This window comes from Pedobacter sp. ASV1-7 (assembly GCF_040203335.1).
Taxonomy (GTDB): domain Bacteria; phylum Bacteroidota; class Bacteroidia; order Sphingobacteriales; family Sphingobacteriaceae; genus Pedobacter.
In genome coordinates, this window is record NZ_JBEHBV010000005.1 from 101,895 (window position 1) to 116,536 (window position 14,642).

General features: G+C 36.2%; 12 protein-coding genes. 9 read left to right on the forward strand and 3 right to left on the reverse strand.

Annotation, left to right across the window (positions count from 1 at the left end; genetic code table 11):
* Positions 1-6: 6 nt before the first annotated feature.
* Both ABDJ41_RS13025 and ABDJ41_RS13030 read right to left on the reverse strand, forming a co-directional pair.
* Positions 7-2,031 carry a TonB-dependent receptor gene (locus ABDJ41_RS13025; RefSeq protein ID WP_349786484.1) on the reverse strand — a complete coding sequence of 675 codons (2,025 nt, stop codon included), beginning with the start codon at positions 2,029-2,031 and terminating at the stop codon, positions 7-9.
* Between the two features lie 57 nt (positions 2,032-2,088).
* A complete protein-coding gene (locus tag ABDJ41_RS13030) occupies positions 2,089-3,678 on the reverse strand; it encodes a mechanosensitive ion channel family protein (RefSeq protein ID WP_349786485.1) in 1,590 nt (529 codons plus the stop codon).
* A gap of 24 nt (positions 3,679-3,702) precedes the next feature.
* Here ABDJ41_RS13030 and ABDJ41_RS13035 point away from each other — a divergent pair, with 24 nt between their 5' ends.
* The 5 genes from ABDJ41_RS13035 (at position 3,703) to ABDJ41_RS13055 (ending at position 9,247) form a co-directional block, all read left to right on the forward strand.
* Positions 3,703-4,422: a pyridoxine 5'-phosphate synthase gene (locus tag ABDJ41_RS13035; protein WP_349786486.1), complete on the forward strand. Its 720-nt coding sequence runs from the start codon at positions 3,703-3,705 to the stop codon at positions 4,420-4,422.
* Positions 4,423-4,435: 13 nt separating this feature from the next.
* Positions 4,436-4,999: a hypothetical protein gene (locus ABDJ41_RS13040; protein WP_349786487.1), complete on the forward strand. Its 564-nt coding sequence runs from the start codon at positions 4,436-4,438 to the stop codon at positions 4,997-4,999.
* Positions 5,000-5,090: 91 nt separating this feature from the next.
* Entirely contained in the window at positions 5,091-7,967 is a 2,877-nt protein-coding gene (gene gcvP / locus ABDJ41_RS13045) for an aminomethyl-transferring glycine dehydrogenase (RefSeq protein ID WP_349786488.1), read from the forward strand.
* Between the two features lie 126 nt (positions 7,968-8,093).
* Positions 8,094-8,681, forward strand: coding sequence for a YceI family protein (locus ABDJ41_RS13050; protein WP_349786489.1), 588 nt, complete (start codon positions 8,094-8,096; stop codon positions 8,679-8,681).
* Positions 8,682-8,842: 161 nt separating this feature from the next.
* Positions 8,843-9,247, forward strand: a complete 405-nt coding sequence (locus ABDJ41_RS13055) for a response regulator (protein ID WP_349786490.1) — start codon at positions 8,843-8,845, stop codon at positions 9,245-9,247.
* Here the strand turns inward: ABDJ41_RS13055 and ABDJ41_RS13060 are convergent.
* On the reverse strand, positions 9,244-10,008 hold the full coding sequence (locus tag ABDJ41_RS13060; RefSeq protein ID WP_349786491.1) for an MBL fold metallo-hydrolase: 765 nt from the start codon (positions 10,006-10,008) through the stop codon (positions 9,244-9,246). The genes ABDJ41_RS13055 and ABDJ41_RS13060 overlap by 4 nt on opposite strands.
* Before the next feature lie 95 nt (positions 10,009-10,103).
* On the opposite strand from ABDJ41_RS13060, the gene recJ reads away from it, so the two are divergent.
* The 4 genes from recJ (at position 10,104) to ABDJ41_RS13080 (ending at position 14,617) form a co-directional block, all read left to right on the forward strand.
* A complete protein-coding gene (gene recJ, locus ABDJ41_RS13065) occupies positions 10,104-11,807 on the forward strand; it encodes a single-stranded-DNA-specific exonuclease RecJ (protein WP_349786492.1) in 1,704 nt (567 codons plus the stop codon).
* Between the two features lie 38 nt (positions 11,808-11,845).
* On the forward strand, positions 11,846-12,580 hold the full coding sequence (lptB, locus tag ABDJ41_RS13070; RefSeq protein ID WP_349786493.1) for an LPS export ABC transporter ATP-binding protein: 735 nt from the start codon (positions 11,846-11,848) through the stop codon (positions 12,578-12,580).
* A gap of 21 nt (positions 12,581-12,601) precedes the next feature.
* A complete protein-coding gene (locus tag ABDJ41_RS13075; RefSeq protein WP_349786494.1) occupies positions 12,602-14,110 on the forward strand; it encodes a GH3 auxin-responsive promoter family protein in 1,509 nt (502 codons plus the stop codon).
* 78 nt (positions 14,111-14,188) lie between these two features.
* Positions 14,189-14,617 (forward strand): CBS domain-containing protein, encoded by a 429-nt coding sequence (locus tag ABDJ41_RS13080; RefSeq protein WP_349786495.1) that lies wholly within the window; start codon positions 14,189-14,191, stop codon positions 14,615-14,617.
* Positions 14,618-14,642 lie beyond the last annotated feature (25 nt).

Below are 14,642 nucleotides of genomic sequence, written 5' to 3' on the forward strand. Positions count from 1 at the left end.
TACCTTTTAAAAGCTAGCATTTAAAGCAATACCAACTGTTTTAGATAAAATAACATCATTTACATATCTTTTATCTAGAACCAGGTTTCTGGCAACAAGACTTATATTCAGATCTTTTAGTTTTTTATCGGAAATCTGATCTTTAAAGTTATAGCCAAATGATAAATAATTTAAATTGATAAAAGTAGCTTTTTCACTCCGCAATAGAACCATGTTTCCAGAATAATCAGGGCTGATTACAGGATGATTAAAATAAGCACTACCATTTAGATTCAAAGAAAAGTTATCATAAGAGAAATGCTGTTGCATACCTGCTTGAAGTGCAAGTTTAAAATCAACATTAGAATTCAAGTCCACCTGATTACCTGAGACCATTTTAGTTTTATTCTTAAAGAAATTCAATCCAGTATTCCACCTAAATAAAGCATTTTTAAAAACATCTGCTGATCCCCAAACTCTCCACCCGCTATATGCTACTCTAGCTTGAACCACCATTGTCTCAAACCCATTACCAACCGAAGGTATACTTACGCTTATAAAGGCATTATTATCATTTTTATACCAATCAGCTGACAGCTTTAATCTATCAAAAAATATAGTCTTCAAACCAAAGTTCCGCACTTTTACTTTATCTAAATCATCATTTAAATTCGCATTGATAAACATATTAGCGAATTCGTCAGTAATACCTATCATACTAGATTCAGTAATTAAAGGGACAAATGAACGATATTCACCATAAGATCCAAACAAGCGAATTTCATTCACCTCATTTACATCTTTTAGTAAAACCTGTTTAAAATTCAAATCAGCATAGAAAAATGGCGCATAAATAGCTTTTGTCAATGATTTTTTAGACTTGTCTGAACGAACACCACCTTTTAAGAACAAAACATCATAAAAGTTAACAGAAAGATCACCTACAAGTGTGTAATATTCAAGCCAACTTTTAGTTAAATTCTCAAATGAATTTGATTGTTGTCCATTAAAAAAACTCTTAGATACCACTTCGTAATCTGAATTGAATTTATGGTACTGAAAATTTGCTCCAGCTTTAAATCTGATCTTATCTTCATCTACGCTAAAACGATAACTTAAATCATCCTGAAAAGACAAATATTTATACTTGCCACTCCTCAATTCGTTTGAGTGAGACTCCGCAGTATAACTGGGATCATAATAACGAGAGGTTTCAGTATTCAAGCCTTGATCAACGACTGTTTTCCCTTTTAAGACTTTAATTTCATTTAACAAACCCTTAACCGGTTTGACATTCATATAAAATGTACCATTCCAATCATCGTGTTTAATTTTAGCATGAGAATTCATTGTACTAGAATTAGCAAGCTGAATATTACCTATTTCCAGACTTCCTTTAACAGGGGCATAATTTGCATTCAATCCAAGATCTAACCATTTTAAGGGTGAAAACCGTAAATCTCCATTCAATTGAAATTGCCTGGTAAAATCAAAACCAGTAAGATTTCTGGTTGCACTATTAAATCCAGCAGATGCACGCCATGAAAATTTATCAAGTCCCTGTGATAAAGCTACATTATAGCTTTGCAGCATACGGTTTTCCTTGTTAACCAACTCTTTCTTATAAAAATTGTTTCCCAATATTGTATTCACATCTACTTTTAGCGGCTGCTTAAACTTCGCGGTTTTTGTAGTAATTACAATTACACCATTAGGTGTTTCATTTTGGACACCCAGCTTAGCATTTAAACCTCCTCGATAATAAGCAATCTGTTCAATGTTATTAATGTAAATTGCATCAATACTTTTCCATACAAAACCGTCTACTATAAACACAACCTGAGATTCCAGATTCGCAGTATTGATATGATCTATTCCAGGGAGTCGTCCAATTAGCATTTCACTTAACTGTCCACCAGGAAAATTCTTCAGTTCATCCCCTTTGATTACAAAATCTGGATGTTCCATCCAAGTGTATTGACTTGTTACATCTTGTGCCCTCGCAACGAAAGTAAATATCATTACGAAAAATGATAAGAGCGTTATTTTCATATAAAATATTTTTTGAGCAAAAATAGGAATATTCGTCACATATCATAAAATTTCATTTTATGATTCCCCTTTAGTCATTACCACAGTATTCTGCAAGGTACTTGCGTTTCCATCTCTGATAGCCTGGTAATGTGGCGACATAATCTCTATCCCTGCGGCATCAAAAGCTATATGAATATTTTTATGAATTTCAGAATAAATAGCCGGCATCCGCTTAGGGTTGTTGATATAAGCATTCAACTGATAACACACGTACCAGTCTTCCAATCCTGTTTGCAATACAAAAGGCTGTTTCTCTTTAATCACTCCTTCAGAAGCCAGTGCCGCATCAATTAACAACTCATGAATCTGGTTCCATGGAAGGTCGTATCCTAAGGTAACGGTAGTGTGGATGATCAAATCATTCTGATTTGCCATACTACTATAATTCACGGTATTACCACTTAATATAGCACTATTAGGAATAGTAATCAGTTCATTTTTAAAGGTTAGCACCCTAGTTACGAGCAATGATTTTTCCTGAACAGCTCCTGTTGTATCGCCGATCTTCACAATGTCTCCTATTTTAAAAGGTCGCATATAGGTAATCACCATTCCTGCCACCCCATTACTTATGGCAGATGATGAACCAAAAGAAATCAATAGTCCTAAAAACACAGAAACTCCTTTAAATATTCCAGAATCTGAACCAGGTATAAATGGCCATATAACGACCAACATAAATGCATTCAATATCAGTTTCACTATATTATATGTTGGCTTTGCCCAATCAGGATAGAAACCATTAATATTGAGTCTTTCTGCTTCGATTTCAGTTGCCAGAAATTTAATTGCCCTTTTAAGATATTGAAACACTATTACAACCACACCTATTGTAATCAAATCAGGAACAAAATCTATTATTGCGCTAAATATATTTTTCAAGGGATTAAGCACAAAACCAATCAGACTGTCACTCCATGGTTTGGTCCATGGAAAAAGTCTAAATACTATAGGTAAAGTCAGATAGACAAGAATAAATATTACCAATATCTTGATGAGATTAAGCAGCTTACGAATAATAAGCATTTCAGTTTTGCTGTTAATCAGTTCATAATTCTTGATTTTAAAGCCTGAAATCTTTGCGTGAAGCTTGACCCGAAGCCAGGCATTAAAACGATTCGAATACTTATTCAGGAAGTATATACACATTCCTAATATTGAAATGATAAGAAGACCAAGCGCTGCACGCTTCAACAACTCCGTTAAATCAGTCTCCTTTTTATATTTATCGATATTATTCAGGATAATTTCCTGATAAGCTTTGGCCATAACTTCACGATCCATCTTTACAGAGTCTGCATCAGCCTGAGATAAGCTCATCATGACATTTCCTTTATAAGCAATTGCGATCAGACTTGAATCACGTTCAGTAATTAAAGAATCAGATACAAATAATAGATCTTCAGCCAGTTGTTCAACTTTCGCCGATGTTCTTTCTGCTCTTTCGGCGGCCGACAAAGAGCCTAATTTATTTTTAATAAAGAATAATGTATCCGAATGCGCCACTACTGGATATCCTTTAAAAAAAGCTGCTCCATTCTGGGCATAGGTTAAGTTGCAAATGATAGTCAGAACTACAAAAACAAACAGAGATCGTATCGACATAGGTTATTTATTTTATATTTGTGCATGGCACATCTATCTGTAAATATCAATAAAATAGCTACGCTTCGCAATAGCCGTGGTGGTAATAATCCTGATCTTGTAAAAGTAGCTTTAGATTGTGAGCGCTTTGGTGCTGAAGGCATAACCGTACATCCCAGACCTGATCAAAGACATATCCGTTATCAAGATGTTTATGATTTAAAAGCTGTGATTGCCACAGAATTTAACATTGAAGGCAATTGCAGAGAGCAGAAATTTGTTGATTTAGTATTAGCAAACAAACCAGCACAGGTAACATTAGTACCAGATGCAGATGGACAAATCACATCCAATCATGGTTGGGATACTATAAAACATAAAGATTATTTAAAGGAAATGGTGGGCCTCTTTAAATCTGCCGGCATTAGGGTTTCGATTTTTGTTGACCCAGTAGTAGAAATGATTGAAGGTGCAGCACTTACAGGTACAGATAGAATTGAATTGTATACTGAAGCATATGCCCAAAATTACTTCAGTAACAGAGAAAAAGCCATTCTACCATATGTAGCAGCAGCCCTTAAAGCGAATGAACTTGAACTCGGCATCAACGCCGGACATGATCTTGATTTACATAACCTAAAGTATTTTGCAGAAAGTATCCCCGAACTTCTGGAAGTGAGTATTGGTCACGCTTTGATTAGCGATGCTTTATACCTAGGTCTTGAAAATACCATACAAATGTATCTGCAACGGTTAAAGAACTAATCAGAGATAAACTATGAAAGCACATATTCCTTTGTTTCTTTTATTCCTGATTTTTATAACCGGTTGTGGCAACAATGCCGTTTTGGAGCAGTCGACCGCTTCTGACATCATTGCTGATTATTTAAAATCAAACCCAGTTTATGAATCTGAAAAGATAAATCTTGGAGAAATTAAGTTCAAAAGTGGTTCAGATAAAGACGAGCTGGCTAAATTCAAAGAACTTAATAACAATGGTTATGTTGAAATGCAGTTACAAAAGCAAAAGAAAAAGTTCCTGTCTAAAGATAGTTCCTATGTTTATATGATTACGTTGACTGACAAATCAAAACCTTACGTTTTGAAGCAAGAGCAAAACAAAGCTACTGTAAAAGTAATGGAATATGTGTTAGACAAGGATAAGCCTGCTACTTTAGATAAGGCGCGAAGTAAAACTGCCAAAGTAACCATCATGCTTAAAAAACAACAAAATGCTTTTACCGTTTTCTATAAAGATAAAAACACGGGCAGCAATTTCATCACCAAAACCTACAAATTAAAATATAATAAAAAGGAAGGTTGGGCAGTAGTGGGCGAATAGCCTATTAATTCTTACCTATTTATGAAGTGTTTTTGACTGGAGCTAAGGGTATTTTTTATTACCTTTGCGCAACTTTTTATTCATACACTGCATGAGCTTAAATATTCATTACCAAGAGAACTTTAAAGACCGTCACATTGCACCTAACACACAGGACACCAATGCAATGTTAAACACCATAGGAGTAAAATCTGTTGACGAACTAATTGAACAAACAGTTCCACAATCTATCAGATTAAAACAGCCGTTAAATTTACCAAAAGCTAAATCTGAGACTGATTACCTGGCTGCACTGAAACAAACAGCTTCTTTAAATAAAGTTTTCAAATCTTATATTGGCCAGGGTTATTATGACACCATTACACCGGGAGTTATATTACGTAATGTAATGGAAAATCCAGGATGGTATACACAATACACGCCTTACCAGGCAGAAATTGCACAAGGCCGTTTACAGGCTCTATTAAACTTCCAGACTATGGTCATTGACCTTACAGGTATGGAAATTGCAAATGCGTCTCTGTTAGACGAGGGTACCGCTGCTGCTGAAGCTATGTTTATGCAATACAGCTTGCGTAAAAACCAGACAGCAAAAAAATTCTTTGTTTCTGAATTGTTATTCACTCAAACGATTGACATCCTGAAAACCCGTGCAAATCCATACGGTATTGAATTGGTTATTGGTGATCACCAGTCATTTGAACTTACTGAAGAGTTTTTTGGAGCAATTATCCAATATCCTGCTGGTAATGGAGAAGTATTTGATTACAGAACTTTTGCTCAAAATGCGCACATTAAAAATGTAAAGGTTACAGTTGTAGCTGATTTAATGAGCCTTACGTTATTAACTCCTCCGGGGGAATGGGGTGCGGATGTTGTCGTAGGTACTACACAACGCTTTGGTATCCCAATGGGCTTTGGTGGCCCACATGCTGCCTATTTTGCTACAAAAGACGAATATAAACGTTCTATTCCCGGCCGTATTATCGGTGTAACAATCGATAGTAATAACAACTATGCATTGCGTATGGCATTGCAAACAAGAGAACAACATATCCGCCGCGATAAAGCTACTTCCAACATTTGTACAGCACAAGCTTTATTAGCTATTATGGCTGGTTTCTACGCTGTTTACCACGGACCTAAAGGTTTAAAATTAATAGCAGAACGCACACATGGTCTTGCCGTTACTCTTGCTACATCTCTAGAGAAAATAGGATACAAACAACTAAACAAATCTTATTTTGACACAATACAATTAGATTTAGGCAGCTTAGTTGACTCGATACACAGAGAATGTATAGACAACGAGATTAACTTACATTACAACGGTAACATTGTTACCATTGCAGTAGATGAGACTACTTCCTTTGAAGATATCAAATTACTTACTAAAATCTTTGCTAAAGTAAAAGCTATCGCAGCTGATGCAGTAGAAATTGAAGATAAAAACGTAACATCTGTAATTCCTGCGGCTTTGCAACGCACATCTGACTATTTAACACACCCTGTATTCAATTCGCACCATTCTGAACATGAAATGCTGCGTTATATCAAGTCACTGGAAACTAAAGACCTTTCACTTTGTCATTCAATGATTGCCTTAGGTTCATGTACGATGAAACTAAATGCGACGACTGAAATGATTCCGGTAACATGGCCAGAATTTGGTAAAATGCATCCATTTGCACCTGCGGATCAGGTTTTAGGTTACTATAATGTATTCAATGAACTAAACAAATGGTTAAGTGAAATTACTGGCTTTGCTGCTATGAGTTTCCAACCAAATGCAGGTGCCCAGGGTGAATATGCTGGTCTCATGGTAATCAGAGCTTATCACCAGGATCGTGGTGATCATCACCGTAATATTGCTTTAATTCCTTCATCTGCTCACGGAACCAATCCAGCTTCTGCTGCAATGGCTGGAATGAAGATCATTATTGTTAAGTCTCTGGAAAATGGAAATATTGATGTTGATGATTTAAGAGAAAAAGCAGAGGCAAACAAAGAAAACCTTTCTTGCTTAATGGTTACTTATCCGTCTACACATGGTGTATTCGAAGAAAGTATCATCGATATCTGTAACATCATCCACGAAAATGGCGGACAGGTTTATATGGACGGAGCAAACATGAATGCTCAGGTTGGATTAACCAGCCCTGGTTATATTGGTGCAGATGTTTGTCACTTAAACTTACATAAAACATTCTGTATCCCTCACGGAGGTGGTGGTCCTGGCATGGGCCCTATCGGCGTTGCAAAACACCTTGTTCCTTATTTACCAGGGCATGCGGTAGTTGATATCAATAATGAGAAATCTATCCATGCAGTATCTTCTGCTCCATGGGGCTCAGCTTCCATATTAATTATCTCTCATGCTTATATTGCAATGATGGGTTCTGAAGGGTTAACTAATGCAACAAGATATGCAATTACCAATGCCAATTATATGAAAGCGCGTTTGGAACAGCACTATCCAGTGTTATACTCAGGAGCTAACGGCCGTTGTGCGCATGAAATGATCCTGGATTGCAGAGGCTTTAAGAACTTTGGAATTGAAGTGGTTGACATTGCTAAACGTTTAATGGATTATGGTTTCCATGCACCTACAGTATCTTTCCCTGTTGCCGGCACATTAATGATTGAACCTACTGAAAGTGAACCAAAACATGAACTTGACCGCTTCTGTGATGCCTTAATCGCAATCAGAAAAGAGGTAGCAACAGTTGAAAATGCTGAATTAGATAAGATAGATAATCCATTAAAAAATGCACCACATACTGCCGCAGTTGTTACGGGGAATGATTGGAGCCATAACTATAGCAGACAAACAGCAGCTTTTCCACTACCTTATGTTGCGGCTTATAAATTCTGGCCTTCTGTAGGTAGAGTGAATGATTCATATGGAGACAGGTCTTTAGTTTGTGCTTGTCCTCCAATTGAAAGTTATGAGGAAGATTTAGCTTAACAATTAGGTAACGAAAAAAATATCATAGATCAATTTAACCAGTCAAACCTTTTGATACATTTGTTGTCATATAAAATGTATCAAAAGGCCAGGACTGGTTTTTAGTTTAAAACAAAATCTAAAACAATGAAATTAAAACTTACATCCCTTGCATTACTTATGATAGTTATTGCAACTTCTGCTTTTAAAGCCCCGGTTAAACCTATCAACTACAAAGTAGATGCTACACAATCAACACTTACCTGGGTTGGTAAAAAAGTAACAGGAAGCCATAATGGTACAATTGCATTACAATCAGGAAGCCTTTTATTTGATGGCAAAAACCTATCTGGAGGAAACTTTGTAATCAACATGACTACAATTAAAGACGCCGATAAAAGCGAAAGATTAGAAGGCCATTTAAAAGCTGACGATTTCTTTGGCGCAGATAAATTTGCGACTTCTACTTTTGTTATTAAGAAAGTTGTTCCCGCAGGTAAACAAGTAAATGTAACAGGAGACCTGACCATAAAAGGTATTACAAATTCTATTACTTTCCCTGCTAATGTAATCTGGAATGCTGATGGTTCTGTAACTGCAATTGCGGAAAAGGTAATCGTTGATCGCACTAAATATGGTATCAAATATAGATCTAAGGGTATGTTCCCTGATGTTGGAGATAAAATGATCTATGATGATTTTGAATTGAATATTAAGCTGGTAGCTAAAAAATAAAAAGTTATTTAGCTTAACCATACAGAAGGCTGTATCATAATGAAATGATACAGCCTTCTGTATTTAGTAAAAAATAAAACCTTGTCATATAAACCAAATTTCCGACATATTTTATAACTTTATGTCGATACCAATTTTTGGATAGGGACCCAAACAAATTTATGATGGATAATATAATTAACCTTCTCGTTATTGATGACGATGATATTAACATCTTTATCATTAATAAGATCGTTGAAAAAACAGGCTATAACGTAAAGATGGTATCCAAAGCAAATGGCTTACTTGCTATTGACCATTTAAAAAGCTCAACAAATCAGGAAGACCTTCCTGATTTAATTTTGATAGATATCAATATGCCTATTTTAAATGGATGGGAGTTTCTCCATGCTTATGAAGAACTACATATTTCTAAAAATATAGATATGTATATGCTTTCCTCATCTGTTTATGAAAACGATATTGAAAAAGCAAAAACCTTCTCAAAAGTTAAAGGGTTTATCTCTAAACCCCTCTCTATAGAACGATTAATAGAACTTTTTAAAGAACTTCAACTTGCCGATTAGGTGATCTGAAACTGCCCCTCAGTTAAACTTACATAACCAGTAGCTTTAGTTTTCGCATGATAAAACAAACAATTCCAGTTCTCTGCTGCTGCTCTTTTACCAAATTCTTCCCTTAGCTCCATCGCTTTCCTTCCATCAAAATCATACTTCGCAATAAACTTACGTAACAATTCCTCTGGCTCAGGTAAGACATCACCTCCAAAAAACACTTTATCATGACCGTCATCCAATAAATAAACCTGATGAAAAGGTGTATGCGCACCAGTTAGCTCATAGTTAATCTCATCTGTTAACTGCCCCGAACCTTCAATAAAAGTTAATTGAGCGTTACGCTGTAAGAACTCAAAGATTTCAGTTTTGTATGAAGATGAGCTATTCGTAAAAGCACTTTCCCACTCTCCACGTTGAATCACATAATTGGCATGTGGAAAGCTAAGCTCCATCTTTTCACCAATATGGTGAACCATACCGCCAGAATGATCAAAATGTAAATGCGACATCAGCACCAAATCCACATCATCCGGATCAAAGCCTGCTTTTCTTATATTCTCATGTAAAATCAACTGCCCCTTATCATTACTATATCCCAATCCTGTATCAATTAGTACCAGAGAGTTTTTCAACTTCACCAGAAATGGCTGAATATGAACAAACAAAGACGCCGGGCGGCTTTTAGGGTCATCAGTCTCCGGATTAAATGGGACAAACTTTTTGCTTATATCTACAGAATAAGAACCTTCGTATAAAGTGAAAACTTGCAATGTCGTAGTTATTAGTTAGAAGAAATTAAATGATATATTTACGAATCATTGCAAAGATATGGAACCTGCATGAAAAAATAGACAAACAGATAACAATGAAGAAAAGATGGGTGCAGGCAATCCGGGCAAATCCGGAAACAACTACTTTGCTTGCACAAGATTTAAATATAGACCCCAGTTTAGCACAAATATTAGTTCAAAGAGGCGTTTCGACTTTTGATGAAGCCCGTGAATACTTCAGACCTCAAATGAGCAAGTTACATGATCCTTTTCTTATGAAGGACATGCATAAGGCAATTGAGCGTATTGATAAGGCATTAAAAAACAATGAAAAAATACTAATCTATGGCGATTATGATGTAGATGGAACTACCTCTGTTGCTTTAGCCTTTAGCTTTTTCAGTCAGTTTACCCAACAAATAGATTATTATATACCAGACCGACATAAAGAGGGATACGGAATTTCAACAACAGGAATAGATTATGCCAAAACAAATGGTTTCAGCTTAATCATCGCATTGGATTGTGGTATAAAATCTGTCGATAAAATCTCGTATGCCAATGATCTGTCTATTGATTTTATTATCTGCGATCACCATTTACCTGGGGATGAATTACCTGCAGCAGTGGCAGTACTTGACCCAAAACGGAATGATTGTCCATACCCGTTCAAAGAACTTGCTGGTTGCGGTATTGGATTTAAATTGGCTCAGGCCTATTGTATAACTCATAATTTACCTGCAGAACAATACGAGAGATATATTGACCTTGTTATGGTAAGCATTGCCGCAGACATTGTTCCTGTAGAAGATGAGAACAGAATACTGGCTTATCACGGACTCATAAAGCTGAATACTAATCCATGCATGGGATTGAAAGCGCTTATAGATATAACCGGAAAAAATAAAGATTATACCCTAACTGATGTGGTTTTTAACCTTGCCCCACGCATTAATGCAGCAGGAAGAATGGATCATGCCAATCAAGCTGTCAAAATGTTATTATGCACAGAGCGTGATCTGGCATTAGAGCAAAGTTTAATAATCAACATTCAAAATACCGATCGAAAAAACTCAGATCAGAGCATTACGGCTGAAGCCCTTGCTTTAATTGGTGAATGTAATATTCTGATCAACAAAAAAACAACGGTTGTATATCATGAAGATTGGAATAAAGGTGTAATTGGTATAGTTGCATCTAGGCTTACCGAAACGTATTATCGTCCTACAGTGGTTTTCACCAAATCAAATGGCTTACTAACTGGCTCAGCTCGTTCTGTTGCAGGTTTTGACCTGTATGAAGCTTTGCTAGCCTGTAATGACCTCCTTGTACAATTCGGAGGTCATAAGTTTGCAGCCGGTTTAACCATGAAGCCTGAAAACATTGATCAGTTCACAAATCGCTTCGAGGAACAAGTTAGAGCTACTATTACAGATGATCTGCTTACTCCTGAAATCAAGATTGACAATGAAATTAATCTTGCACAAATAGATGGGAAATTCCAGCGGATCATTGCCCAAATGGCACCTTTTGGTCCACACAATCCTACTCCTGTTTTTATAAGCAATGGTGTAACTTTTGTAGGACAGCCCTTTGTTGTTGGGACAAAACATTTAAAATTATCTGTAAAACAACAAAATTCCGCTATTTTTGACTGCATCGGATTTGGAATGGCAGAAGAGTATGCTTTACTGTTACAACCAAACAAGCCTTTTTCAATTTGTTATACTATTGAAGAAAATGTGTGGAAAGAACAAAAAAGGTTGCAGTTAAATATTAAAGGAATTAAACTAGATTGAGCAAATCAACAGACATAATTCGTAAATCGTAATTATAAATGATATTAAGAGCTGAACATCTGATTAAAAAATATAAACAACGTACAGTCGTTAATGACGTTTCATTTAATGTTAGTCAGGGAGAAATTGTGGGTCTGCTGGGACCAAACGGAGCCGGAAAAACAACCTCATTCTATATGATCGTGGGATTGATAAAACCCAATGAAGGCACCATCTTTTTAGATGATCAGGATATTACCAAGGATCCTATGTATAGAAGGGCACAAAAAGGAATCGGATACCTGGCACAAGAAGCATCAGTTTTCAGAAAGCTTTCAGTTGAAGACAATATAATGGCCATTTTAGAAATGACCAAGATGAGCAAAGAAGAACGTCATGAACAACTGGAAGAACTAATCACTGAATTCAGTTTACATAAAGTACGTAAAAACCGTGGAGATTTGCTTTCCGGAGGAGAAAGAAGAAGAACAGAAATTGCAAGAGCACTGGCTGCAAGCCCTAATTTTATTTTACTTGATGAGCCATTTGCAGGAGTAGACCCAATTGCTGTTGAGGAAATTCAAACGATTGTAGCTAAGCTGAAACAAAAAAACATCGGTATATTGATCACCGATCATAATGTTCAGGAAACCTTATCTATTACAGACAGAGCTTATCTTCTTTTTGAAGGAAAGATACTCGAATCAGGCACCCCTGAAGTACTTGCTGCGAACGAAATGGTTAGAAGAGTGTATCTCGGCTCAAATTTCGTACTCCGCAAGAAAAACTTATAATCCTTATTCAAAATATAGCGCATGGCAATTGTAAATTCAATTTTCACCTGGTATATGAAAAAGCGAGTTCATCAGATCGAGCTTTTTATGAAATATCCTCATGATGTACAAGAAGAGTGGTTTCATAAACTCATATCTAGTGCTGAGGATACAGAATGGGGATTAAAATACGATTACCAATCTATCCTTAGCCCCCAGCAATTTAAAGAAAGAGTACCAATACAAAATTACGATACACTAAAGCCTTATATTGAGCGGATGCTTAAAGGTGAACAAAATATTCTTTGGCCATCAGAAATTAAATGGTTTGCTAAATCATCAGGGACTACCAGCGACAGAAGTAAATTCATCCCGGTTTCTGCAGAGTCACTACAAGAATGTCACTTTAAAGGTGGAAAAGATATGCTTTCTATCTTTTGCAATAATCGCCCAGACAACCAAATTCTAACCGGAAAAGGCCTGGTATTAGGAGGAAGTCACCAGATCAATCAACTCAACGAAGATTCTTTTTATGGTGATCTATCAGCTGTATTGATTAAAAACCTTCCAATGTGGGCCGAGTACTACCGAACGCCAAATATCTCTATTGCCCTGATGGACAATTATGAAGATAAAATGGAGAAAATGGCCGAAGCAACCATCAAAGAGAATGTGACTAATATTGCCGGCGTTCCGACATGGACTATCGTACTGGCGAAAAAAGTGTTGGAGATGACTGGCAAGAAACATTTACTTGAAGTCTGGCCCAACCTGGAACTCTACATCCACGGTGCAGTTAACTTTAAACCTTACAGAGAGCAGTTCAAGGAATTAATTCCATGTAAGGACATGTATTATCTGGAAACCTACAATGCATCAGAAGGCTTTTTCGGCATACAAGATGAGGTAAACTCAGACGAAATGCTATTGATGCTGGATTATGGTATTTACTATGAATTTCTGCCTTTAGAAAATATTGCGGACGAACATGCCCGCACTTTATCTCTTGATGAAGTAGAACTAAATAAGAACTATGCCATTATAATTTCTACCAACGGAGGTTTATGGCGATATATGATTGGTGATACAGTTCAATTTACAAATCTTTCTCCTTACCGTATAAGAATCACAGGACGCACCAAACATTTCATCAATGCTTTTGGTGAGGAGGTTATTATTGATAACGCAGAGCAGGCTATTTGTAAAGCATGTCTAGAAACCAATGCCGTTTTTAAAGACTACACTGCCTGTCCTATATACTTTAAAGGTGAAGAAGTAGGTGGTCATGAATGGATTATTGAATTTGACCAGAAGCCAAATGATTTTGAGAAATTCGTTGATGTTCTTGATACGACACTACGAGAGGTCAACTCAGATTATGATGCAAAACGTTTTAAAGATCTTGCTTTACGAAGACCAAAGGTCCATATTGCGCCTTCAAACACTTTTTACAACTGGTTAAAATCAAAAGGTAAACTGGGGGGGCAACATAAAGTTCCAAGATTAGCGAATGACCGTACTTATGTAGAAGAGATTCTGGCTATAATTTAATAACTCAATTAATTTTTTTTACTTATTGTAAGTTTGCGTTTTTTTCATTAAATTTAATTAGCTAAAAACGAACCTCTTATGAAGACTGTAAAACAATTACTCAGCACCAAATCCGTTCAACTTCATTCGGTAACACAGCAAACTTCTGTATTAGACGCATTGAAAGTAATGATGGAGAAAAACATTAGCGCTCTTCTAATCCTTGATGGACTTGAATTAAAGGGGATTTTTACGGAAAGAGATTATGCCCGAAAGATTGTTTTACATGGTAAATCTTCTGCGGATACGGCTATAAATGAGGTTATGACCGCTAATCCGATTACAGTATTACCTTCAGACAGCATTGATTATTGCATGGGAATTATGACGGAGAAACACATCAGACATTTACCTGTAATGGAAAACAATCAGTTATTAGCTATGGTCTCTATCGGTGATATGGTTAAATTTATCATAGAGGATCAGAAACAAACTATAACACAATTGGAAACCTATATTAACAGCTAAAATATAAATAGAACAACTTTATACG

Excerpts from the sequence above, each read along its gene's own strand:
- ABDJ41_RS13025 (WP_349786484.1), bottom strand. The coding sequence starts at position 2,031 with ATGAAAATAACGCTCTTATCATTTTTCGTAATGATATTTACTTTCGTT.
- ABDJ41_RS13030 (WP_349786485.1), bottom strand. The coding sequence starts at position 3,678 with ATGTCGATACGATCTCTGTTTGTTTTTGTAGTTCTGACTATCATTTGC.
- ABDJ41_RS13035 (WP_349786486.1), top strand. The coding sequence starts at position 3,703 with ATGGCACATCTATCTGTAAATATCAATAAAATAGCTACGCTTCGCAAT.
- ABDJ41_RS13040 (WP_349786487.1), top strand. The coding sequence starts at position 4,436 with ATGAAAGCACATATTCCTTTGTTTCTTTTATTCCTGATTTTTATAACC.
- gcvP (WP_349786488.1), top strand. The coding sequence starts at position 5,091 with ATGAGCTTAAATATTCATTACCAAGAGAACTTTAAAGACCGTCACATT.
- ABDJ41_RS13050 (WP_349786489.1), top strand. The coding sequence starts at position 8,094 with ATGAAATTAAAACTTACATCCCTTGCATTACTTATGATAGTTATTGCA.
- ABDJ41_RS13055 (WP_349786490.1), top strand. The coding sequence starts at position 8,843 with ATGATGGATAATATAATTAACCTTCTCGTTATTGATGACGATGATATT.
- recJ (WP_349786492.1), top strand. The coding sequence starts at position 10,104 with ATGAAGAAAAGATGGGTGCAGGCAATCCGGGCAAATCCGGAAACAACT.
- lptB (WP_349786493.1), top strand. The coding sequence starts at position 11,846 with ATGATATTAAGAGCTGAACATCTGATTAAAAAATATAAACAACGTACA.
- ABDJ41_RS13075 (WP_349786494.1), top strand. The coding sequence starts at position 12,602 with ATGGCAATTGTAAATTCAATTTTCACCTGGTATATGAAAAAGCGAGTT.
- ABDJ41_RS13080 (WP_349786495.1), top strand. The coding sequence starts at position 14,189 with ATGAAGACTGTAAAACAATTACTCAGCACCAAATCCGTTCAACTTCAT.